The organism is Marinobacter sp., from assembly GCF_039977835.1.
Lineage (GTDB): Bacteria > Pseudomonadota > Gammaproteobacteria > Pseudomonadales > Oleiphilaceae > Marinobacter.
Map to the genome: position 1 here is coordinate 342,688 of NZ_JBDWCL010000072.1, position 22,391 is coordinate 365,078.

The 22,391-nt window shown below is 56.7% G+C and carries 18 protein-coding genes; 8 read left to right on the forward strand and 10 right to left on the reverse strand.

Annotation, left to right across the window (positions count from 1 at the left end; genetic code table 11):
* Nucleotides 1-226 precede the first annotated feature (226 nt).
* The 3 genes from ABJM11_RS22245 (at nucleotide 227) to ABJM11_RS22255 (ending at nucleotide 4,365) form a co-directional block, all read left to right on the forward strand.
* On the forward strand, nucleotides 227-2,053 hold the full coding sequence (locus tag ABJM11_RS22245; protein WP_348295541.1) for an alpha-amylase: 1,827 nt from the start codon (nucleotides 227-229) through the stop codon (nucleotides 2,051-2,053).
* A 2-nt stretch (nucleotides 2,054-2,055) separates the two neighbouring features.
* Complete coding sequence (locus tag ABJM11_RS22250) at nucleotides 2,056-2,943, forward strand: aldo/keto reductase (protein ID WP_348295542.1); 888 nt, start codon at nucleotides 2,056-2,058, stop codon at nucleotides 2,941-2,943.
* A 168-nt stretch (nucleotides 2,944-3,111) separates the two neighbouring features.
* The gene (locus tag ABJM11_RS22255) at nucleotides 3,112-4,365 is read left to right on the forward strand and encodes a substrate-binding protein (RefSeq protein WP_348295543.1); all 1,254 of its coding nucleotides are present in this window, start codon (nucleotides 3,112-3,114) and stop codon (nucleotides 4,363-4,365) included.
* A gap of 85 nt (nucleotides 4,366-4,450) precedes the next feature.
* Here ABJM11_RS22255 and ABJM11_RS22260 read toward each other — a convergent pair whose 3' ends face one another.
* From ABJM11_RS22260 to ABJM11_RS22285, 6 genes are read right to left on the reverse strand one after another with little or no spacing between them, the layout of a single operon-like run.
* A complete protein-coding gene (locus tag ABJM11_RS22260) occupies nucleotides 4,451-6,178 on the reverse strand; it encodes an ABC transporter substrate-binding protein (RefSeq protein WP_348295544.1) in 1,728 nt (575 codons plus the stop codon).
* A 58-nt stretch (nucleotides 6,179-6,236) separates the two neighbouring features.
* Nucleotides 6,237-6,509: a DUF2160 domain-containing protein gene (locus ABJM11_RS22265; RefSeq protein ID WP_348295545.1), complete on the reverse strand. Its 273-nt coding sequence runs from the start codon at nucleotides 6,507-6,509 to the stop codon at nucleotides 6,237-6,239.
* An 11-nt stretch (nucleotides 6,510-6,520) separates the two neighbouring features.
* A complete protein-coding gene (locus ABJM11_RS22270) occupies nucleotides 6,521-7,276 on the reverse strand; it encodes a carbohydrate ABC transporter permease (protein WP_348295577.1) in 756 nt (251 codons plus the stop codon).
* A gap of 55 nt (nucleotides 7,277-7,331) precedes the next feature.
* The gene (locus ABJM11_RS22275; protein ID WP_348295546.1) at nucleotides 7,332-8,210 is read right to left on the reverse strand and encodes a sugar ABC transporter permease; all 879 of its coding nucleotides are present in this window, start codon (nucleotides 8,208-8,210) and stop codon (nucleotides 7,332-7,334) included.
* The gene (locus ABJM11_RS22280) at nucleotides 8,203-9,306 is read right to left on the reverse strand and encodes an ABC transporter ATP-binding protein (RefSeq protein ID WP_348295547.1); all 1,104 of its coding nucleotides are present in this window, start codon (nucleotides 9,304-9,306) and stop codon (nucleotides 8,203-8,205) included. Before ABJM11_RS22280 ends, ABJM11_RS22275 begins: the two co-directional genes overlap by 8 nt.
* A 1-nt stretch (nucleotide 9,307) precedes the next feature.
* Nucleotides 9,308-10,396 carry an ABC transporter ATP-binding protein gene (locus ABJM11_RS22285; protein ID WP_348295548.1) on the reverse strand — a complete coding sequence of 363 codons (1,089 nt, stop codon included), beginning with the start codon at nucleotides 10,394-10,396 and terminating at the stop codon, nucleotides 9,308-9,310.
* A 393-nt stretch (nucleotides 10,397-10,789) separates the two neighbouring features.
* Between ABJM11_RS22285 and ABJM11_RS22290 the strand changes: the two genes are divergently transcribed.
* Nucleotides 10,790-12,655 carry a sigma-54-dependent Fis family transcriptional regulator gene (locus ABJM11_RS22290; RefSeq protein ID WP_348295549.1) on the forward strand — a complete coding sequence of 622 codons (1,866 nt, stop codon included), beginning with the start codon at nucleotides 10,790-10,792 and terminating at the stop codon, nucleotides 12,653-12,655.
* Between the two features lie 21 nt (nucleotides 12,656-12,676).
* On the opposite strand, the gene glpK is transcribed toward ABJM11_RS22290, so the two are convergent.
* Nucleotides 12,677-14,173: a glycerol kinase GlpK gene (glpK, locus tag ABJM11_RS22295; protein WP_348295550.1), complete on the reverse strand. Its 1,497-nt coding sequence runs from the start codon at nucleotides 14,171-14,173 to the stop codon at nucleotides 12,677-12,679.
* Nucleotides 14,174-14,378: 205 nt separating this feature from the next.
* Here glpK and ABJM11_RS22300 point away from each other — a divergent pair, with 205 nt between their 5' ends.
* Both ABJM11_RS22300 and glpD read left to right on the forward strand, forming a co-directional pair.
* Entirely contained in the window at nucleotides 14,379-15,137 is a 759-nt protein-coding gene (locus ABJM11_RS22300; RefSeq protein ID WP_348295551.1) for a DeoR/GlpR family transcriptional regulator, read from the forward strand.
* A 198-nt stretch (nucleotides 15,138-15,335) separates the two neighbouring features.
* Nucleotides 15,336-16,865, forward strand: a complete 1,530-nt coding sequence (gene glpD / locus ABJM11_RS22305; protein ID WP_348295552.1) for a glycerol-3-phosphate dehydrogenase — start codon at nucleotides 15,336-15,338, stop codon at nucleotides 16,863-16,865.
* Nucleotides 16,866-16,897: 32 nt separating this feature from the next.
* On the opposite strand, the gene ABJM11_RS22310 is transcribed toward glpD, so the two are convergent.
* Nucleotides 16,898-17,497 carry a uracil-DNA glycosylase family protein gene (locus ABJM11_RS22310; protein ID WP_348295553.1) on the reverse strand — a complete coding sequence of 200 codons (600 nt, stop codon included), beginning with the start codon at nucleotides 17,495-17,497 and terminating at the stop codon, nucleotides 16,898-16,900.
* 121 nt (nucleotides 17,498-17,618) lie between these two features.
* On the opposite strand from ABJM11_RS22310, the gene ABJM11_RS22315 reads away from it, so the two are divergent.
* Complete coding sequence (locus ABJM11_RS22315) at nucleotides 17,619-18,353, forward strand: nitroreductase family protein (RefSeq protein WP_348295554.1); 735 nt, start codon at nucleotides 17,619-17,621, stop codon at nucleotides 18,351-18,353.
* Between the two features lie 44 nt (nucleotides 18,354-18,397).
* On the opposite strand, the gene ABJM11_RS22320 is transcribed toward ABJM11_RS22315, so the two are convergent.
* Nucleotides 18,398-19,363, reverse strand: coding sequence for a glucokinase (locus ABJM11_RS22320; protein WP_348295555.1), 966 nt, complete (start codon nucleotides 19,361-19,363; stop codon nucleotides 18,398-18,400).
* Nucleotides 19,360-21,180: a phosphogluconate dehydratase gene (gene edd / locus ABJM11_RS22325; protein WP_348295556.1), complete on the reverse strand. Its 1,821-nt coding sequence runs from the start codon at nucleotides 21,178-21,180 to the stop codon at nucleotides 19,360-19,362. The genes ABJM11_RS22320 and edd overlap by 4 nt, the downstream gene beginning before the upstream one ends.
* A 169-nt stretch (nucleotides 21,181-21,349) precedes the next feature.
* Between edd and gap the strand changes: the two genes are divergently transcribed.
* Nucleotides 21,350-22,357 (forward strand): type I glyceraldehyde-3-phosphate dehydrogenase, encoded by a 1,008-nt coding sequence (gene gap / locus ABJM11_RS22330; protein ID WP_348295557.1) that lies wholly within the window; start codon nucleotides 21,350-21,352, stop codon nucleotides 22,355-22,357.
* Nucleotides 22,358-22,391 lie beyond the last annotated feature (34 nt).

Here is a 22,391-nt window from a genome sequence, read left to right on the forward strand (position 1 = left end):
TTGGCCGCCCTGGCACAAGGTTGGCCGAGCGGGCTGAACGCAAATCTTTCTATTGCGAGTAACCGAACTGTGTTGCAATTTGCCGTTGCTGGCATCAGCCCTGATTTCATTCCCTGAGGCGTAGAACGGGGGAGTAGTGAGGCGTAGCAAATTCAGTCTACCACCCTCCCCCCAGGTCTGGTTTGATTAGGGTACGACAACAATAAATGCAACCGGAGCCCATTGCATGACCCCATCCCCGAAAACATTCAGGTTAACCGCCAGCCTTGTGACGTGCCTCTCCCTTGCCGGCTGCGCCAGTAGTCAATTCGAGACTGCGACCCCACCCACAGACAACACGTCCGCTTCAGTCAGTGGCGGCCTATGCGTCCCAACGCAGGCTGCAATGACGATTTCCGTGGGCGACACATTTGCCGAGGGTGAGTGGGTGCGGGACTTCTACAGCGGCGAAAAGGCCCGGGTGGAAAACGGCGAGGTCACCATGACTCCCGCCCCGGAAGCGGAAGGCCTGTTGCTGCTTGAGGCCGTAGACGCCCCGGAGCAAAGCTTCAACTGGGCCGGCGCGACTGTCTACTTTACCGTGACTGACCGTTTTGCCAACGGCCGGACAGACAACGACCTCAACTACGGCCGCCAGCCTGACGGCAAGGACGAGATCGGGACTTTCCATGGCGGAGATTTTGCCGGCCTGACCCAGAAGCTGGATTATCTCAGGGAGCTGGGCGTGAATGCCCTCTGGATCACCCCGCCCTTTGAGCAGATTCACGGCTGGGTTGGCGGTGGCGACCGTGGTGATTTCCGGCACTATGGATACCACGGCTATTACGCTTTGGACTTTACCCGTCCCGACGCCAACTTCGGCACCCGGGAGGAGTTCCGCACCCTGGTAAATGAAGCACACGCCCGCGGCATTCGGGTGGTGATGGACGTGGTGATGAATCACCCCGGCTACGCCACACTGCAGGACATGCAGACCTTTGGTTTCGGGGGGCTTCGTGAGGGTTTCGAGAAATACCTGCCCGACCAGTGGGGTGGCTGGCGGCCCGAAACCTGGGAAGACTTTCACGCCTACCATGCACTGATCGATTACGATCACCCGGACTGGTCCCACTGGTGGGGCGAGGACTGGGTTCGCGCGGGCATCGGTGACTACGATACCCCACCCAACGCCGCCATTGATCCGCTTCGGGGTTCACTGGCATTCCTGCCCGACTTCAAGACCGAATCCGACAAGACCGTCGACCTGCCGGTTTTCCTCAAAAACAAGGAAAACACCCGGGCGGAGCAACTCGACGATGCCACCGTACGGGATTACCTGGTTACCTGGCTGACGGATTGGGTGCGAGAATTCGGTGTTGACGGTTTCCGGGTGGACACCGCCAAACACGTTGAGCCTGAGGCCTGGCAGCAACTGAAAACCAAAGCCCAGAAAGCGCTGGAAACCTATCGCGGCAAGAACCCGGGGAAAGCGCTGCCGGCAGAAGACTTCTGGATGGTGGCAGAGGTATTCCCCCACACCGTCACCCGCAGCAGCTACTTCGATGCCGGCTTCGATGCAGTCATCAATTTTGACCTGCAGGAGGAAGCCCGGGGCGGTGCCGCCTGTCTGCCTTCGATGGAGCCCATATATAGCGAATACGCGAAGAAGATGAACGGCGACCAGCCCTTCAATGTGATGAGCTATATTTCGTCCCATGACACCCGGTTATTCAGCCGCATCGCCAACAATGACCCCGTTATGCAGAAGCGCGCCGCCAGTGCCTTGCTGTTTACACCGGGCACCAGCCAGATATTCTATGGCGATGAATCCCGGCGGCCGTTCGGCCCCACCGGTTCAGACAGCCATCAGGGCACCCGTTCCGATATGAACTGGGCCGAGATTGATAGCGGCACGGCGGCGCCGGTACTGTCCCACTGGCAAAAGCTCGGTCAGTTTCGGGAGCGACACCCGGCTATCGGCGCTGGTGAACACCAACGCCTGAGTACCGAGCCCTATGTTTTCTCGAGAACCCACGGCGACGACCGCGTGATCATCGCCTTTGGCAAGGAGTGACCGTGCAAACCACCGAAACCACCGGATTTACACCCCACACTCCACTGGTCCTGGGGATGATGCGGCTACATGACCATCCCGGGCTCATAAAGCCGGCCAGACTGGCCGACTGGGTTGCCGCACGGCTGGATGAAGGTCTGGACGTGTTCGACCATGCCGACATCTATGGTGGGGGCGAGTGTGAACGGTTGTTTGGCGATGCGCTACGGGCCCACCCCCTGCTGGGCAAAAAAGTCCGAATAATAACCAAGGCCGGCATTGTGCCGGCAAGCCAGGACCGCTCACCGTGGAAGGTGAAGCACTACCGGGCCGAAGCCGGGTACCTGAAAGATGCCATTGACCGTGCCCTTGCCTCGCTGGCGGTGGAAAAGATTGATACCTTCCTTATCCACCGACCAGATCCGCTGATGCAGGTGGACGAGGTTGCTCGCGCGCTGGAACGGGCGGTGTCAGCGGGCAAGGTACGCCAGATAGGTGTCTCCAACTTCCTTCCGGAACAATGGCGGTGGCTGGCTGCCAACACCGAACTGCCGTTAGCCTGCAACCAGAGTCAGTTGTCCCTCGCACATAGCGATCCGCTGTTCGACGGAACACTGGAAGCTCACCTGGCTGATGGACTGCACTGGCTGGCATGGTCTCCGCTCGGTGGCGGGAAGCTGGCGGACCGGATTCCCACAGATGTTCTCGACCGCGCACGGGAGGAAACCGGGCTGGATGAGACCGGGCTGGCCATCTCGTGGCTGCGTCAGATTCCGGGAACTCCGGTGCCCGTTCTGGGTTCCATGAATCCCGACAGGATCCACTCAGCCCTTCACGGCGCCCGGTACGACCTGCCCCGTCCGATCTGGTACCGGCTCCTGGAAGCTGTACGCAACAAGGCGGTTGCCTGATAAGCGTGCGTTTCGTGATCGCCATCCAAACCTGACAAATCGTTACACAATTTCCACTTTAGTATCATTGTTGCTTCGGCAGACTCCCGCGACACTGCTCATGCTTTATAAAAACAATACAAGGTGCCAGTGTTTAGCAGCACTGCGCGATCACGGAGACTTTTGTCGATGCTCTGCAAGAAGCTATTTGTGTTCCTCTTATTGACCCTGCTTGTAACCACCACCGTAGCAGCAGAATCTCTTAAAATCGGGCTCAACTACCCACAAACAGGACGATACAAGGATCAGGGCCTGCAACAACGTCTGGGTGCGTTCCTGGCCGTCGATGAAATCAACAAGGCCGGCGGCGTCATGGGGCGCGACCTGGAACTGGTGATACGGAATACCTCGGGCGAACCGGCCAAAGGCGCCAAAAACACCGCTGAACTGATCGACAGTGAAGGCGTACAGATGGTGTTCGGCGGGGTTTCCAGCGCCGTCGCCATATCGTCAGGCAGAGCCGCGAGAGACCGGGACAGGATCTACTTCGGAACCCTGACCTACTCCAACGCCACCACCGGCGCCGCCGGACACCGCCACATGTTCCGCGAACCCTACAATGCCTGGATGACGGCCAAGGCACTGAGCCAGTACCTCACCACCCAGCATTCCAACGATGAATACTTCTACATCACCGCAGACTATACCTGGGGCTGGTCCGTGGAAGAATCTGTCAGGAAGTTCACCAGCACCGACGACACCGAGGCACACCAGGGCGTTAAAACGCCCTTCCCCCGCGCGCTGATCACTGACTTCCGCGAGGCTCTGGAGCAGGCAGAACAAAGCGATGCCAAGGTACTGATGATGGTGCTGTTCGGAGACGATATGGTGCGTGCGCTGAACGTTGCCTATGAGATGGGTCTAACAAAAAAGATGCAGGTGGTGGTTCCCAACCTGACGCTCGGAATGGCCCGTCAGGTGGGGCCGACCATCATGGAAGGGGTTGTCGGTGGCGCGCCCTGGGTCTGGAGTGTGCCTTACCAGTATGACTATCCAAGAGGCAAGGAGTTCGTTGAAGCTTTCTCCAGCCGCTACGAAATGCGCCCTTCCACGGCCGCAGCCTCTGCCTATAGCATCGTCTACCAATACAAGGACGCTGTTGAACGTGCGGGCACCACCAACACCAGCCAGGTGATCCGCGCACTCGAGGGACACAGGTACACGTTCCTGAAAGACGAACAATACTGGCGGAAGTTTGACCACCAGAACGTACAGACCGTCTACGTGGTGCGGGTGAAGCCCCGGAATGAGATCATGGACGACGAGTACTCGAGCGACTATTTCGAAATTATCGATTCCATGCCGGGCGACGAAGCAGCACAGACACGGGCAGAATGGGAGGCCCGCCGCAAGGAGACGGGCCAACCAGTAACGCTGCAATAGTCTAACCGGTTGACGGTAGGTCAGGCCCCTGCCAACCTGCGATACTGCTGCGGGTTGGCAGGGTTACTTCCAGGAAAGGCCAGCCTTAGTTGGCCATCCACTCTTCCATCATCTGATCATACGGCTTGGTCTTGCCCTGGGGCTTTTCATTCTCCAGGGCCGGCTTTGGTGCGCCGGGTTGATCCAGCCAGTACTGCTCGTCACGTGGCTCGTTGAGTTCAGGTGCGTATTTCTCGAAGACATTCGCCCGGGCCAGACGCTCCATGGTGCGATCCATGGCCGTGGCCAGGCTGTCCAGGGCTTCTTTCGGCTCAACTTCACCATTGACGGCCGGGGCCAGGTTCTGCCACCACAGCGGGGCGAGACGTGGATAATCCGGTACGTTGGTACCTGTCGGGGTCCACATGCTCTCGTTTTCACTGCGGTAGAACTCGACCAGGCCGCCCAGCTTGGGTGCCAGCTCGGTCATTTCATCCGAGAAGATGTCGGAACGACGAATCGGTGTCAGGCCAGCGATGGTCTTTTCCAGCGACACAGTCTTGGAGACGGTGAACTGTGCGAAGAGCCATGCAGCGGTACGACGGTCTTCAGGCGTCGATTTGAAGAAGGTCCAGGCACCCACGTCCTGGTAGCCTACTTTCATACCCTCTTCCCAATAGGGGCCGGCCGGGGACGGGGCCATGCGCCATTTCGGGTTGCCTTCGTCGTCCGTGACCGGCAGATCCGGATCGGTCATGTCCGCGGTGAACGCGGTGTACCAGAAAATCTGCTGGGCAATCTGGCCCTGGGCAGGAACCGGGCCGGCCTCACCGAAGGTCATGCCGCGCGCACTTTCAGGGGCGTAATCACGCAGCCACTCGACCATCTTGGTGACGGCGTAGACTGAAGCGGGAGAGTTGGTCGCACCACCACGACTTACACTCGCACCCACAGGGTTCCCGTCTTCATTGACCCGGATACCCCAGTCATCAACCGGGTTGCCGAAGGGCACGCCCTTGCTACCCATACCTGCCATGGAGAGCCAGGAATCGTGGAAACGCCAGCCCAGGGAAGGATCGCGACGTCCGTAGTCCATGTGGCCATAGACACGCTCACCATCTATTTCCTTGACGTGGACACTGAAGAACTCTGCGATGTCTTCGTATGCAGACCAGTTCAGAGGTACACCCAGCTCGTACCCGTAACGCTCCTTGAACTGCTCCTGCAGGTCCTCACGATCAAACCAGTCAGCGCGGAACCAGTAAAGGTTGGCGAACTGCTGGGTTGGCAGCTGATACACCTTGCCATCTGGCCCTGTGGTGTACTGCAGACCGATAAAGTCATCAAGGTCCAGGCCCGGGTTGGTGAAATCTTTCCACTCGTTTTCGATCGCATCCGAGATGGCGATGGTCTTGCCATATCGAAGGTGAGTGCCGATGGCATCCGAGTCGTTCACATAAGCGTCGTAGATGTTACGATCGGACTGCATCTGTGTCTGCATGGTATCCACCACATCACCTTCACCGATGATGTTGTGCTCCACTTCGATACCGGTGATGTCCTCGAAGACCTCTGCCAGCACTTCGGCTTCGTAGGTATGAGTTGTCAGACCCTCTGCCACCGTCTTGATTTCCATGCCACGGAAGGGCTCGGCAGCTTTAATAAACCACTCCAGCTCAGCCAGCTGCTCCTCCCTGTTCAGTGTGGACCGGGGGAAATGCTCATCCAGAGCCTTTTCCGCCGCCGCCCTGTAGTCCTGTGCGTTTACCTGCGATGACGTCAGGAGAGCCCCCGAGATCACCAGCGACAGGTAATTGAGTTTTTTGTTTTTCATACAGACCTCATCTAGCTTAGTTTGCGTCCGTGCAAGGAGGTAAGTCCCTTTATTTGGATTAACCCCAGCGCATCAGAATGACCATCCAGACAACAGACACTGCGGTTGCTACCAAAACGTGAAGTTCAGTCGCCCCTATGAAAGCGAGGTGAATGAACGCGCTGGTCAGAAGACCAATAAACAGCCGGTCACCACGGGTTGTGGCGATCGGCAGGAAGCCTTTCCGCTCTACAGAGGGCGAAAAGTACTGCCATACGCTCATGCCCGTCAGGATCAGGGCAATCGAGATAAAGAAACCTGCCGTCGGGCCGGTCCAGTGCATCCAGCTCATAACAAGCCTCCTCAGGTACGGCCCAGGGCAAAGCCTTTGGCGATGTGATTGCGAACGAAGTAGACCACGGCGATTCCGGGCACGATGGTGAGCACACCGGCAGCTGCGAGTGTGCCCCAGTCAATGCCGGAGGCGCCCTGGGTTCGCGTCATGATGGCCTGGATGGGCTGGGCCCCGGTTGACGTCAGAGTCCTCGCCAGTAACAGCTCAATCCACGAGAACATGAACAGGAAGAACGCCGTCACGCCGATGCCGGACCGGATCAGCGGTATATAGATCTTTACAAAGAACTTCGGAAAGCTGTAGCCGTCGATATAGGCGGTTTCGTCAATCTCCTTGGGAACACCACTCATGAAGCCCTCAAGAATCCACACCGCCAGGGCGACATTAAACAAGGTATGGGCGAGTGCCACGGCAATATGGGTATCGAACAACCCCACTGACGAATACAGCTGGAAAAAAGGCAACGCGAAGACAGCAGGCGGCGCCATCTTGTTGGTCAACAGCCAGAAGAACAGATGTTTGTCACCTACGAACTTATAGCGACTGAAGGCATAGGCGGCCGGCAGGGCCACCGTGAGGCTGATGGCCATGTTCATGAACACATAGGTCATGGAGTTCACATAGCCCATGTACCAGCTGGAATCCGTCAGGATGTTTGCGTAGTTATCAAATGTCAGGTTCTTTGGCCAGAAGCTGAGCTCACCAAGAATTTCGGAGTTGGTCTGGAGTGACATATTGATCAGCCAGTAGATTGGCAGGATCATCACGACCAGGTAAACGATGAATGCGATGCGTGATTTCACGTCTGTCCCCTTGACTTTATTGTTGGGCTGACTTGTCTTTCTGCAGCGTCATGATGGCGGTGTAGAACACCCAGCTGACGGCAAGAATGATCAGGAAGTAGATGATGGAAAAGGCGGCAGCAGGGCCCAGATCAAACTGCCCCACGGCCATAGTGGTCAGGGCCTGGCTCAGGAACGTCGTGGAGCTGCCGGGACCGCCACCGGTGAGCACGAACGGCTCTGCATAGATCATGAACGAGTCCATGAACCGCAGCAGTACCCCAATCACCAGCACGTTGGTCAGTTTGGGCAGTTGGATGTAACGGAAAATTGCCCAGCGTGAAGCACGATCAATTCGCGCAGCCTGGTAGTACGCCTCCGGGATAGCTCGCAGGCCACTGTAACTAAGCAGGGCAATCAGTGGCGTCCAGTGCCAGACATCCATCAGGATGATGGTGAACCAGGCATCCACCGAATTGGCGTTGATGTTGTAGTCCATCCCCAGGCTGCTCAATGACCAGCCCAACAGGCCGATATCAGTGCGTGCAAGAATTTGCCAGATAGTTCCGACAACGTTCAGGGGTATCAGCAACGGCATGGCGACCAGGACCAGGGCTGCAGACGCTGCCCACCCTTTCTTCGGCATCAGCAGAGCAATACCGATGCCCAAAGGCACCTCAATGGCGAGAATCGCAAACGAGAAGGCAAACTGCCGTAGCAGAGCGGCCTGCAGATCCGGGTTCCGGAGCATTTCCCGGTACCACTCAGTGCCCGTCCAGTACGCTGAATCCGTTCCGAAAATATCCTGTACCGAATAGTTGACCACGGTCATCAGGGGGATAACCGCCGAGAAGGCCACCACCACGAAGACCGGAATCACAAAGAACCATGCTTTATTGTTTTCAATCTTATTCATGATCTGCCTCCACTAGCCGCTCGTCGACATACACTTTCAACCAGGGTTCCGGGAAACCGATACTCGCGGCTCCATTGGGAACCTGTTGATCTTCCGGAAGGCGCACTTTGACAGTGACAGGGCCGAACTCGGCGTCGACCATCCGATAGGTACCCAGATCTTCCACGCGGGTGACCGTTACTTCGTAACGTTGATCTCCCATATCGGTACCGAGGGTGACGAATTCGGGGCGTATCCCCAGCTTGATATTGCTTGAACCGCTCCGACGCACCTTCTCGAGAATCTGCTCATTGACTGGAATGTGCCTGCCGTTGAAAAGCAGCCCCTCGTCCGTGAGCCTGGGCTCGAAGAAGTTCATCCCGGGGCTGCCGATGAAATATCCGACAAAGGTATGGGCAGGGTTCTCGAACAATTCCTGGGGGGTGCCGAACTGGACGATCTGCCCCTCGTACATCAGGGCAATCTTGTCGGCAAAGGTAGAGGCTTCCAACTGATCATGGGTCACGTAAACCATGGTGATGTCAAAACGTTCGTGGATCTGCTTGAGCTTTCGGCGAAGCCGCCACTTCAACTGCGGATCGATCACCGTCAACGGCTCGTCAAATAGGATCGCAGTGACATCTTCGCGAACCAGGCCGCGCCCCATGGACACTTTCTGTTTCTGATCGGCGCTAAGGCCCTTGGCTTTACGAGTCAGCTCTCCCGAGAGCTCAAGAACGTCCGCCACCTCCTGCACTTTTTCCCGTATTTTCTCCTCCGAGAATCCCCCCTGGTTTCGCAGTGGGAACGCGAGGTTGTCATACACGGTCATGGTGTCGTAGATCACCGGGAACTGGAAAACCTGGGCAATGTTGCGCTTTTCCGGCGGCAGTTCATTCATTCGTTTGCCGTCAAACAGCACGTCTCCTTCAGAGGGCGTGACCAGTCCGGAAATAATATTCAGCAGCGTCGACTTGCCGCAGCCGGAGGGCCCGAGCAATGCATAGGCTCCGCCCTGGGCCCAGACGTGTTCCATTTTGCGGATGGCATAATCTTCCGGGCCGGAAGGCTTTGAGCTGTAAGAATGCGCCAGTGTCCTGAGTTTTATTTCTGCCATGTCAGAGCCCCTCCGACCGGCCAGGCACAAGAATTGTCGTGCCATCTGCCGCGAACGCATAAAGTTTATGGGTGGGGAAGTACACCTTGATCTGCTCGTCAGGGCTGAACTGATAGATGCCCTGCAAGTGTAAAACCAGCTCGAAAGACTTGCTGTGAACGTGGAGGAACGTTTCAGAGCCGCTGATCTCTGCCAGGTCGACGGTGACCTGAACTTCCAGGTCATCATCCGCATGCGGCACCAGTCCGATATGCGATGGACGGACGCCGAACATGTACTGCCCGGGGGCCAGGGAGTCGAGGTCCGAGTTGAGCCGGAAGTGCACCTGCTCATCAAAGGTCACCTGGCTTTCAGTCACTCGCCCTGGAACGATATTGATAGGTGGCTCGGAGAAAATTTCGGCGGTTTCGATATCCTGCGGCCTGTGATAGACCTTCGGGGTGGGGCCTTTCTGGAGCAAACGGCCTTCATGCAGTACCGCCGTTTCGCCCCCAAGTGCCAGTGCTTCGTGAGCCTCGGTGGTGGCATAAACCGCAATACAGTTACGTGCCTGAAAAAGATCTTTCAGCTCGCTGCGCAGAGCCTCTCGCAGCTTGTAATCCAGGTTGACCAGGGGCTCATCGAAAAGCACCATATCCGCATCCTTGACCAGCGCGCGGGCCATCGAAACCCTCTGCTGCTGACCACCGGAAAGTTCGAGAGGCAGGCGATCCAACAGATTGTCGATTTTCAGTAGCTCTGCGGTTTCCCGGACTCGTCTGTCGATCTCGGCTTTGCTTTTCTTTGCAAGCTTGAGTGGCGAGGCAATGTTCTCGAACACACTCATGGTCGGATAGTTGATAAACTGCTGGTACACCATGGAGATGTTGCGTTTCTGGACGGCAACGCCGGTCACGTCCATGTCATTCATCAGGATTTTGCCGCTGGTTGGCCTGTCCAGGCCGGCCATAATGCGCATCAGGGTTGTCTTGCCGGCAAGCGTCCGGCCAAGGAGGACATTGAAGGAACCCGGCTCCAGCGTCATGGTGACGTCCGATATCCAAGTCGCTCCGTCCACAACGCGCGATACATTCTGCAGCGTTAGAGACATGCTTTTTCCTTTCGTTTGTTGTTTTGACTTGAGGTTAGTCTACAAGAGCTGTGCCAAAACGAAAGGATACGAAAATATTTTTTCACACCCCTGTTATCAGGAGCGTTAGCAGAGGCTTTCGTTTCATGAACTTGCAGACGGAGTGTTCAGACTGTTCATATCGTTCAGTTTTGCCAGTTTTGGTGAACACCTCCGTGTTAAAAACATTTATCCTTAATTATCAATACCATAGCTCGACACCGCCGCCTGCAACATAACCAGACTGGTATACAACCGATAACGAACGTTGACCACGAGTGTGTTGATAAATAATACTTCTGGTGTTCGTAAACAAATTTTTTCGCTCAATAAAAGCGTAGTTTTCCCCATAACGAACACCACGGAGTGACAACCATGGACGATTTTTCCAGTGCCGAGTCATCAACCAGCAGCTCCGCGGCGGACCCTGTCGAGGCATCCTGGATCCGATGCCGGAGCCTGGGCGTGCAACCAGACCAGATGCCGGGATTCAGAAACCTCAGCCCCCGGGATCTGAGGGTACGTCGGGAACAACATGCGCAGTTGATACAGGTAGCCGAAAACGAAGTTGTGCCCTACTTCGACAACATGCTGAATAAAACCCAATGCCTGATTGCGCTGGCTGACTCCAAGGGCGCCATCCTGCATACCTGGCAACCAGAGGGACAGTCGATGTCCGCGTTTGACGGGCTCAGGCCCGGCAGCGTCTGGGACGAACTATCGGCTGGCACGAATGCTATCGGCGCCTGCCTGGCATGCGGCCATGCGGTCCACGTCCGTGGTGACCAGCACTATATCAAAGGCCACCATCATCTCGCGGGATCGGCAGTACCCGTTTTCGACGCCAACGGGGGACTTTTCGCCGCCATTGCCTTGTGCTCCACGACGAAAATGGCCGGGGATTACACGCTCGGCATGGTCAAACTCCTGTCACACGGTATTGAGAATCGTCTGATTTTCGAGACTTACCAAGGCAGTTCCTACATTCTCAAGCTGAACACCAGTGCCTCCAACCTCGACAGCAGCTGGGCAGGCCTACTGGTGATTGGCTCTGACGGCCAGATCCTGACTGCGAGCAGGCGTGCACGGACCATGCTGGGGGACCGTCTGATGAACCACCACCTCCAGCAAATCTTTGACGTTGATCTGGCAGAACTCGCCTCTATCGCTACCGAGCAGCCCCAACGGTTGCAAGCCAGCGGAAACTACCAGATTTTCGGCCAGCTTATGCTCCCCCTGGAAACTCGCCCCACCCATAAAGTCACACTGCAGAACTGTCTACCCGGTGCTCGGGGAGAGACGGATGGTGTAACGATTCCCGACGACGTAATAGCCCCGGAATACCTAGAGCATGGAGACAACAGAGTAAAACGACTGGTGAGTCAGGCTCGGAAGATGATGGAAAAGGACATCCCGATCCTGGTCTATGGCGAGACAGGATCCGGCAAGGAAATCCTGGTACGCAGCTTACACTATTACAGCAGCCGGGCTGCAGGACCATTAATTGCTGTGAACTGCGCAGCAATCCCCTCGGAACTGGCTGAGTCGCAATTGTTCGGCTACGATAAAGGTGCCTTTACCGGCGCTCACAACAAGGGATATGTGGGGCTCATCCGGCAGGCAAACGGTGGCACACTGTTTCTCGATGAGATCGGCGAAATGCCGCTGATGCTTCAATCAAGGCTTTTACGGGTACTGCAGCAGAGGGTGGTGACTCCATTAGGTTCCACGGAAAGCTACCCGGTAGACATCAAGCTGGTTTCCGCCACCAATCGGAGCTTGCGGGAAGACATCCAGCGAGGCTACTTCAGGCAGGATCTTTACTATCGAATCGCCGGCCTTAACCTGGAGCTTCCCTCCCTGAGGGAAAGATCAGACATCAGGGCGCTGATCGCATTCATCCATCATCATCTGCGACAGACAGAACCCGGGCCACCACTGAGCAGCGGCATGCTGGACCTGCTCGCCAGCCATCGCTGGCCAGGCAATATGCGACAGCTTGTGCATGCTCTCAAGGTGGGCATGGCCATGGCTGACGGGGGCCTGTTGGAAGAAGACCACCTGCCTGACGACTTCTTTGCTGACTCAACCGAACCGGTAAGCGTTCCGACTGAACCGCTCAGTGACTTGTTGCCCCGGCTATACCGGGCCAATGCCGGTAATGTATCACGCACGGCCAGGGCTGCCGGAGTCAGCCGCAACACCGTCTATAAATACGTCCGCCCTGCCCCCACCGGTTGAGCGCTGCTTTCTAGACGATACCTACGTTGGGGAATCGGAACTGCTTTGCAACTTTGCAACAGCGGAGCACCACCCGGCGTATAGTTTGTCCCGTTTTTCCTTGCTCATTTCCGGCTCAAAACGACGATCACACCGCCAGGCCTCCTGCAGCGCTTCGAGGGACTTGTATACGCCGGCCTGCAACCCGGCAAGGTAAGCCGCACCCAACGCTGTCGTTTCTACCATCCGCGGCCGGTCCACTGTGGCGCCGAGAACATCGGCGAGGAACTGCAGTACCCAGTTGTTGGCCACCATCCCACCGTCTACACGCAATGCAATCGGGCGTAAACCGTCCTTCTGCATGGCCTTCTGTAAATCCTTGGTTTGGTAGCAGACCGACTGCAGGCCGGCAGTGACTATTTCTTTAATGCCCGTATCCCGGGTTAACCCGAAAATTGCGCCACGGGCATTGGGGTCCCAATACGGGGCGCCCAACCCGGTAAACGCCGGCACCAGATATACCCCATGGTCCACGGGCGTACCCTCTGCCAGTGGTTCGGTTTCACAGGCGTTCCTGATCAGTTGCAGGCCGTCCCGCAACCATTGGACAGCAGCCCCGGCAATAAAAATACTACCCTCCAGCGCATACACCGGCTTGCCTTTCAGGCGGTAGGCTACAGTGGTCAACAACCGGTGCTCTGAAGTCAGGGCCTGGTCCCCAGTGTTCAGCATCAGGAAACAGCCGGTTCCGTAGGTACTCTTCGCCATCCCCGTGTCGAAACAGGTCTGACCGAACAATGCGGCCTGCTGGTCACCTGCAATGCCCATGACCGATGCTCCATTCAGGCGTCCATTCCCCACGATCTGCCCGAAGTCCGCCGATGAATCCATCACCTCAGGTAACAGCGATTCCGGAATTCCGAAGAGATCCAGCAGCTCCTGGTCCCACTCCTGTTTATGGATATTGAAGAGCATGGTGCGGCTGGCATTGGTGGCATCGGTACGGTGAACCTTGCCGCCTGTCAGCCGCCAGAGCAGGAAACTGTCGACGGTGCCGAAAGCCAGTTCGCCCTTGTTGGCCCGCTGCCTGGCTTCGGGAACATTATCAAGAACCCAGCGGATTTTCGTGGCCGAAAAATAGGGATCAATCAACAGTCCGGTCTTTTTGTTCACGGAGGGTTCGAGACTCTGCTTCTTCAGCGATTCACACCAGTCAGCGGTTCTGCGATCCTGCCAGACAATAGCCGGATACACCGCTTCACCGGTTGCGCGATCCCAAAGCACCGTAGTCTCTCTCTGGTTGGTGATGCCAACGGCGACAACTTCGTCATTCCCTGCGCACCCCTTTTCCATAACGTCGTCGCAGACTTCTCTGACTGTACGCCATATATCTTCGGGGTCGTGCTCTACCCAGCCGCTGGCCGGGAAATGCTGGGGAAATTCCTGTTGACTGCTGGCGTGTATATTTCCGTCCAGAGTGAAGAGAATCGCGCGGGAACTGGTGGTTCCCTGGTCGATCGCAAGAATGTATTGAGTCATAGTTGCTCTACCTCCAGTGTTCTTATTTTTTCGCATTTTTACTTTTTTGAAAACAAAAGCCAACCATTTTCACCTCAGGGAAATCAATCGAACGCCACAACTCCTTAAAAAGGCTGCACAAAGCCACAAAACCCTCTAAACTGAACGCGGCTACAGAATCGCTATTTCGTTCGTAACAGAAAAACCGGGAACCGGAGGGAGTTGAATGGCACAGCGACGCAGGCAGGATCTGATCATGGAGCTGATCCAGCAAAACGGCTTTGTGACGACAGAACAGCTGGTCGATCAGTTCAAAGTCACACCGCAGACCATTCGCCGGGATCTGAACGACCTCGCCAGCCAGAAAAAACTCCGTCGCCATCATGGCGGTGCAGGCATCGATTCCAGCACCGTTAACACCGCCTACCAGGCCCGCAAGATCATGGACCTGGAAGCGAAAGAGCGTATTGCCGCAGCCCTGGTGGAGATGATTCCGGACAACTCCTCCATGTTCATCAATATCGGCACCACCACAGAGACGATTGCCAAGGCACTGTTGGAGAAAAACAACCTCCAGGTGGTGACCAACAACCTGCATGTGGCCTCGATTCTGTCCGCCAAGGAAGACTTCCATATCATTATTGCCGGCGGCGAAGTCCGCAATCGTGATGGTGGCATTGTCGGTGAAGCCACCCGGGACTTTATCAACCAGTTCAAGATGGACTTCGGCATCATAGGCATCAGTGGCATCCACACTGATGGCTCATTGCTTGACTTCGATTACCGGGAAGTTCGCGTTGCCCAGTCCATTATCGAAAATTCCAGCCAGGTATTACTGGCCGCGGACCACACCAAGTTTGGCCGCAATGCCATGGTTCGCCTGGGCAGTATCGCCCAGGCAGATCACGTGTTTACTGATGAGCGGCCTCCGGTCGAGATCTGCCAGCTGCTTGGCGAGAACAACGTGGAACTCCACCTGGTCTGATCCTCCCGCCATAACACCACCCCCTCCCGATCGTTGTTCCGCGAGCGCTCTGTCCATTCGCGTACAGTTTTTCGTTTTTTTTCTATATTTTCCTTTACGAATATATTTTGCTTTCGCATAATATGAACATACGTTTCAGTAAAACCCGGAAAGAGCGCCCGGAAACGTCTTTTCATTGGCGTCAGGAGATGACACAAAATGACCGAGGAGAACAATAAATTTGACGTTGTCGTTGTCGGCGGCGGCGTGAATGGAACAGGGATCGCGATGGATGCTGCGGGCCGGGGTCTGAAAGTGTTGTTGTGCGAAATGAATGACCTCGCCTCGGCGACATCGTCCAACAGCAGCAAGCTGATCCATGGCGGCCTGCGCTATCTGGAGCACTACGAGTTCCGGCTGGTACGGGAGGCCCTGGCCGAGCGGGAGTCGTTATTAAGGAACTCGCCTCATATCATGTGGCCTATGCGCTTCCGGTTACCTCACCGCCCTCACCTGCGCCCGGCGTGGATGATCAGGACGGGGTTGTTTCTTTACGACCATCTTGCCAAAAGGGAGGTTCTGCCCGGGTCACGGTCCATAAGGTTTGATGAGAAAGATCCTCTGAAGTCCGACATAACCAGTGGCTTCGAATATTCCGATGGCTGGGTGGACGACGCCAGGCTGGTGGTACTGACAGCCAAGAAGGCTCAGGAGTGTGGCGCTACCATTCTGACCAGAACCAAGTGCATTAATGCCGAGCGTGGCGAGAACTCGTGGGATGTGTCACTCCAGGACATGAACAATGACAGCGTCCACCATGTCTCCGCAAAGGTTATTGTCAATGCGTCCGGTCCCTGGGTCAGCCGCTTGTTCAGCGAAAGTCTTGCCATGAAGGCGCCCAAAAATATCCGTATGGTCAAGGGAAGCCACATCGTTGTGCCCCGCCTGAACCGGGATACCGAGGCGTACATCCTTCAGAACGAGGATGAGCGCATTGTGTTCGTGATTCCGTACGAAGACGAGTTCTCCCTGGTGGGGACGACCGATGTGGATTACGAGGGCGATCCGAAGAAAGCAAAGATTTCACCGGAAGAAACCGAGTACCTGCTGGATATCGTCAATTCCCACTTCAAGCGCCAGCTGACAGACAGTGACGTGGTCTGGTCCTATTCCGGCGTTCGCCCATTGATGGACGACGAAGAGGGCGATGCCAAGAAAGCCTCCCGTGACTACTCCTTTGAAGTCAGCAAGGAAAAGGGCAAGGCTCCGGTGATCTCAGTCTTCGGAGGCAAGATCACCACCTACCGCAAGCTGGCGGAAGCAGCTACAGACAAATTATGCCAGTTCTTTCCTCACGCGCAGGGGCCCTGGACCAAAAAGGGAATCCTGCCGGGCGGGGACTTTGAGAATCACGCCACCCTGGAGGCCCGCATGTCGGCCGATTTCCCCTGGCTGCCCGAGGCGGTCTGCAGCCGCTATGTGCGTACATACGGAACCAGGGCCTACGACATTCTGGACGACTCAAAGTCCGTTCAGAATCTGGGCTACCGGTTTGCCGGCACCCTCTATGAACGGGAAGTGGAATACCTGATCAAGCAGGAATGGGCGATGACATCGGAGGATATTCTCTGGCGCCGCACCAAGCAGGGGCTATACGCCACGCAAGAAGATGTCCGTGAGCTGGACAGCTACCTGTCCGCTCAGGCAACCCCGCAACCACAGACTGTTGCTCTCCACCACAGCGCCTGAATCACTCTCTAAGACGCTTGCGCGGGCCGGCATTACCGATCGAGAATATCTCCGACCCGTCGCTGCAACTCGGGGATCACTTCCTGTTCAAACCAGGCGTTGCGGCGTAGCCACAAATTGTTTCGCGGGCTGGGGTGTGGCAGCGGCAGCAGCTCCGGCCATACCTCGCGCCAACGCTTTACCCGCTCGGTGACGGTCGCTTTCCTGCCAGGCATGTGCCAGGCATGGGCGTACTGGCCGATAGCCAAGGTCAGCTCTATGTGCTCAAGGCGCTCAAGCAGCAGGTCACGCCAGGCAGGTGCACATTCGGGGCGTGGTGGCATGTCGCCGGATTTCCCGGTACCGGGGTAGCAGAACCCCATGGGCAGAATGGCCAGTTGCTCTTCATCATAGAAGGTGTCGCGCGTTATACCCATCCAGTCTCGCAGCCGATCGCCGCTGGGGTCATTAAAGGGTAGCCCCGTCTCATGCACGCGACGTCCCGGCGCCTGCCCCACTACCAGAATGCGGGCGGAGCGTGAGATCTGGATAACCGGTCGTGGACCCAGGGGGAGGTTCGACTCGCAAATCCTGCATCGGCGCACCTGCGCCACCAGCTCATCAAAAGGCAGCCTGGATTCCGTACTGGTCATTCTTGCCACTCACTCCTGAAGAAAAAGCCATTGCATAAACAGCTCGCTACCGTCACCTTAAAGCCTGTTTCCCTTACCCACAAACAAGCCTTTCCAACGTTGGCTACAGAGACTACCCGACATGAATGCCAGGTCCGACATCGCAGCAAATCCCACCCTCGATGAATTCCGGAAAGTGGTGGGCAGCCGGCGCTCTGTACGCCGGTTTACCGATGAGGCGGTACCGGAGCACGTACTGGATGACTGCCTGGAACTGGCCATGCTGGCACCCAATTCCAGCAATCTGCAGCCCTGGGAGTTTTTTGTGGTGCAGACACCGGCCCTGAAAAGCAGGCTTGCCGACGCCTGCCTGGGACAGAACGCGGCAAAAACCGCGCCGGTTCTGATCGTGGTGGTTGCCAGAACGGATACCTGGCGACAACACTCGCGGATGGCACTGGAACAGTGGCCGGAAGAAAACCTGCCGGGCATAGTGAAGAAGTATTATTCAAAGATTGCCCCGCTCCATTACAACCAGGGCCCTTTCGGGCTGTTCGGAGTTGCCAAAAAAGCTGCGGGCTTGTTTGTAGGACTGACACGACCGGTCCCCAGGGGTCCCTACTCTCCCAACGAAATGAAAATCTGGGCCACCAAGTCCACCGCCCTGGCAGCGGAAAACCTGATGCTGGCGCTCAGAGCACACGGCTACGATTCCTGCCCCATGGAGGGCTTTGACGAATGCCGGGTACGACGCCTTCTGAAGTTGTCCAGAAAGAGCCTGGTGACCATGGTACTGGCGGCCGGCAAGCGTTCCGAGAAAGGAGTCTACAACCGCCAGTACCGCTTCGACAAGGAGGGGCTGGTCCACTACCTGTGAGCCACCGGAGCCATTCCCGCACGACCAGCGATGGCTGCGGCAACCTATACTTCCGGGTTGGTCAGCGCTTCTGCCGCACCCAACAGACCGGTATAGCCTTCCATCACAACGAAAACCGGGGTTGATTCAAGCAGTGGCCGCATCCGGCCCTTATCCTCAAAGCCTTTCTGGAAGGGACTCTCCAGAAAGAAATCAATAAATCGCGGAAGAATGCCGCCGCACAGGTAAACGCCGCCAGTACCGCCAAGGGTCAACACCCCATTGCCGGCGACACGCCCGAGAATCTCGCAGAAGTGCCGTAGGGTCAGGCGCGCCAGAGAGTCGGCGTTATCCAGTGCGGCGGCGGTTATTTTCTCCGGTGCGTCCAGAGGTGCAGCTACGTCCTGTATCTCGGCATGGGCCTGGTAGAGGTTCTGTAACCCCTGACCGCAGAGAATCCGCTCGACAGAGACGCGGCCAAACCTGGCCTTGAGAATACGCAGCACGGCCATCTCAGTGTCATCCGTGGGGGCAAAATCCACATGGCCACCCTCTGTCATCAGGGGAATCCAGCCATTCTGTAAGGGAACCAGGCCCGAAACACCAAGACCGGTTCCGGGGCCGATCACCAGTCTCGGCCGCGAGGCATTGCCCGGGCCTCCACAAACATGAATCAGTTTGTCGGCGGCCACGTGGGGAACACCCAATGCCATCGCGGTGAAGTCATTGATAACCTTGAATGCCCTCCATCCGAACTGGTGACGCACCTCCTCGCTGTCAAAGCGCCAGTGATTATTGGTCATCCTCACCCGGGTGCCCGAAACCGGAGACGCTACCGCCAGGCAAACCTCCTGCACCTCCCCTACGCCCGAGCGCTGGAGATAGTCGGCTATGGCAGAGTCGAGATTGTCATAATCGCTGCAGGCCAGTACCTCAACAGCCTCGGGCGTTACATCCCCGGTCCGTACGAGAGCAAAGCGGGCGTTGGTACCCCCGATATCCCCTACCAGCGAGTAGTTGGTTGTTGTCATGCGTCATGATTCCAGAAAAAGCTGGCGCCTTCTTCCGGGGTGCTGGCCGCTTTGCGCATCCAGCCAAACAGTTCCCGGCCCAAACCGTGATGATAACTGCTCAGGTCGGCTTTTTCCGCATCCCGGGCGGCAAGTTCCTCGGCGGGCACATCCACTTCAAGGATTCCGTTTACCGCATCCAGGGTAATGACATCGCCAGCATGTAACCGTGAAAGCGGGCCACCATTGGCTGCTTCCGGGTAGACATGAATCGCTGCCGGTACCTTACCGGAGGCGCCGGACATACGTCCGTCCGTTACCAGCCCCACTTTGAAACCACGATCCTGCAACACTCCCAGATAGGGCGTCAGCTTGTGCAACTCCGGCATGCCATTGGCTTTCGGACCCTGGAAGCGGACCACTACAATGCAGTCCCTGTCCAGATCACCGGCCTCGAACGCTGCTTTAAGCTCGTTCTGATCATTGAAGACCACCGCCGGCGCCCTGACGGTACGGTGTTCCTCGGCAACCGCCGACACCTTGATCACGCCCCGGCCAATGTTGCCATCCAGAACCCGCAAGCCGCCGTCTGGCGCGAAGGGCTCCTTCGCCGTACTGAGTACATCGGGTTTGGCGCTTTTCTCCGGAGCAGGTTTCCAGACCAGCCTGTCACCATCCATTTCAGGCATACGGGCGTAATGCTCCAGGCCGTGGCCAACCACCGTTTCCACATCGTTGTGGAGGAAGCCGGCATCGAGCAGTTCCCGTATCAGGAAGGGCGTACCGCCGGCTTCGTGGAAAGCATTCACATCTTCCTGGCCGTTAGGGTAAATGCGGGTCATGGAGGGCACTATAGACGACAGTTCGGAGTAGTCGTTCCAGTCAATGATAATGCCGGCGGCCCGGGCAATAGCGATCCAGTGAATGGTGTGGTTGGTTGAGCCACCAGTGACCAGCAGAGCTACCAGCGCGTTCACGATGCTTTTCTCGTCCACCATGTCGCCCAGGCCCAGCGTGCCACCGTGAGGTTTGGACAGGCGAATTACCTGTTCTGTTGCGGCGCGCGTCAATTTATCCCGCAACGGGGTGCCCGGGTTCACGAAGGCGGCCCCCGGCAGGTGCAGCCCCATCACCTCAACCAGAAGCTGGTTACTGTTGGCAGTTCCATAGAAGGTGCAGGTACCGGGACTGTGGTAGGACTTTGACTCTGCTTCGAGCAGTTCGTCCCTGCCGACCTTGCCTTCGGCATACAGCTGACGGATCCGCTGTTTTTCCTTATTAGGCAGCCCGGAAGGCATTGGCCCGGCGGGAATCAATACCGTTGGCAGGTAACCGAAGCTGAGGGAGCCAATCAGCAGGCCGGGCACGATCTTGTCACAGATACCCAGTAACACGGTGGCGTCGAACATGTTGTGGCTGAGCGCAACCGAGGTACTCATGGCGATGGTGTCGCGGGAAAACAGGCTCAACTCCATACCCGGCTGCCCCTGGGTGACGCCGTCACACATGGCGGGTGTACCACCGGCAAACTGTGCAACTGACCCCATGCCATGGGCCGCCTCACGGATCACATCCGGAAAAGTCTGGTAAGGCTGATGGGCAGACAACATGTCGTTGTACGCAGAAACTATGGCCACATTGGCCTTGTTCATCAGCTTCAGGGTGTCTTTGTCTGACTGGTTACAGGCGGCGAACCCGTGCGCAAGGTTACCGCAGGAAAGCGTGCTGCGCTGGGGGGATTGCGCCTTGAGCTCCGCCATCCGGCCCAGGTAATCCTCGCGGGTAGGACGACTGCGCTCGATGATACGCCGGGTAACCGCGTCTACGGTCGGGTGCATAGTGGGTCTCCTGAAATTTCTTTTTTGATTGCCTTTTTAATTCCCGTAAGTTTACTGTCTTTTTTTACCTCTTTCACCCGAATATCATTCATTTCTCCAATTTTTGTTGTTATATTTACTACATCACCAACAGATATGAACAATAAACAACCAGATTTGGAGCCCGAACATGACTATTCGCATCGCAATTAACGGCTTCGGACGCATTGGCCGCAATGTTCTCCGCGCACTTTATGAAAACGACTACCGCAACCAGATGCAGGTTGTTGCCATCAACGATCTGGGCGATGCCGAAACCAATGCCCACCTGCTGAAATACGATAGCGTGCACGGGCGCTTCAATGGCATTGTAAGCCACGACGCGGAGTCTCTTTCAGTCAATGGTGATCGTATCGCCATTACCGCCATTCGTAACCCTGAAGAGTTGCCCTGGAAAGACTACCATGTGGATGTGGTGCTCGAGTGCACAGGCCTGTTTACCTCTCGCGAAAAGGCCGAAGGGCACCTCAAGGCCGGAGCCCGCAAGGTCATCATCTCGGCGCCCTCTTCAGACGCAGATGCCATGGTCGTTTACGGCGTCAACGATGACATGCTGACGGCGGACCATCACATTATCTCCAACGCCTCCTGCACCACCAACTGCCTGGCCCCCGTGGTGGAGGCACTGCACAGGAAGATTGGCATCGAAAGTGGCCTGATGACCACCATCCATTCCTATACCAACGACCAGAAGCTGAGCGACGTCTACCACTCGGACCTTTACCGGGCACGCTCCGCCACTCAGTCCATGATCCCCACCAAGACCGGCGCTGCTGCAGCCATCGGCAAGGTGATACCGGAGTTGGCCGGAAAACTTGACGGACTGGCGGTGCGGGTTCCTACTATTAACGTTTCCCTGGTGGATTTCGGCTTTATTGCCAGCCGCGACACCACGGTAGAAGAAATCAACGAAGCCGTCAGGGCCGCAGCCGAAAACAGCCCGGTACTGGGTTACAATTCGGAAAAACTGGTCAGTGTGGATTTCAACCATAACGCCCTGTCCAGCATTTTCGACGCCAACCACACCCGGGCCATGGGCCGTCATGCAAAAGTCATGGCCTGGTACGATAATGAATGGGGCTTCTCCAACCGGATGCTGGATAATGCTGCGACACTGATGAAAAAGGCGAGTCAGTAATACGGGCTGCCTGTCAGGCCAGCAACTTCCGGCA

What these genes read in the sequence shown, in the direction of transcription:
- edd (WP_348295556.1), bottom strand. Translation starts at nt 21,180, where the DNA reads ATGCACCCGACCGTAGACGCGGTTACCCGGCGTATCATCGAGCGCAGT.
- ABJM11_RS22275 (WP_348295546.1), bottom strand. Translation starts at nt 8,210, where the DNA reads ATGAATAAGATTGAAAACAATAAAGCATGGTTCTTTGTGATTCCGGTC.
- ABJM11_RS22300 (WP_348295551.1), top strand. Translation starts at nt 14,379, where the DNA reads ATGGCACAGCGACGCAGGCAGGATCTGATCATGGAGCTGATCCAGCAA.
- ABJM11_RS22245 (WP_348295541.1), top strand. Translation starts at nt 227, where the DNA reads ATGACCCCATCCCCGAAAACATTCAGGTTAACCGCCAGCCTTGTGACG.
- ABJM11_RS22260 (WP_348295544.1), bottom strand. Translation starts at nt 6,178, where the DNA reads ATGAAAAACAAAAAACTCAATTACCTGTCGCTGGTGATCTCGGGGGCT.
- ABJM11_RS22310 (WP_348295553.1), bottom strand. Translation starts at nt 17,497, where the DNA reads ATGACCAGTACGGAATCCAGGCTGCCTTTTGATGAGCTGGTGGCGCAG.
- ABJM11_RS22265 (WP_348295545.1), bottom strand. Translation starts at nt 6,509, where the DNA reads ATGAGCTGGATGCACTGGACCGGCCCGACGGCAGGTTTCTTTATCTCG.
- ABJM11_RS22280 (WP_348295547.1), bottom strand. Translation starts at nt 9,306, where the DNA reads ATGGCAGAAATAAAACTCAGGACACTGGCGCATTCTTACAGCTCAAAG.
- glpK (WP_348295550.1), bottom strand. Translation starts at nt 14,173, where the DNA reads ATGACTCAATACATTCTTGCGATCGACCAGGGAACCACCAGTTCCCGC.
- ABJM11_RS22270 (WP_348295577.1), bottom strand. Translation starts at nt 7,276, where the DNA reads ATGATCCTGCCAATCTACTGGCTGATCAATATGTCACTCCAGACCAAC.
- ABJM11_RS22285 (WP_348295548.1), bottom strand. Translation starts at nt 10,396, where the DNA reads ATGTCTCTAACGCTGCAGAATGTATCGCGCGTTGTGGACGGAGCGACT.
- ABJM11_RS22290 (WP_348295549.1), top strand. Translation starts at nt 10,790, where the DNA reads ATGGACGATTTTTCCAGTGCCGAGTCATCAACCAGCAGCTCCGCGGCG.
- glpD (WP_348295552.1), top strand. Translation starts at nt 15,336, where the DNA reads ATGACCGAGGAGAACAATAAATTTGACGTTGTCGTTGTCGGCGGCGGC.
- ABJM11_RS22255 (WP_348295543.1), top strand. Translation starts at nt 3,112, where the DNA reads ATGCTCTGCAAGAAGCTATTTGTGTTCCTCTTATTGACCCTGCTTGTA.
- ABJM11_RS22315 (WP_348295554.1), top strand. Translation starts at nt 17,619, where the DNA reads ATGAATGCCAGGTCCGACATCGCAGCAAATCCCACCCTCGATGAATTC.
- ABJM11_RS22320 (WP_348295555.1), bottom strand. Translation starts at nt 19,363, where the DNA reads ATGACAACAACCAACTACTCGCTGGTAGGGGATATCGGGGGTACCAAC.
- gap (WP_348295557.1), top strand. Translation starts at nt 21,350, where the DNA reads ATGACTATTCGCATCGCAATTAACGGCTTCGGACGCATTGGCCGCAAT.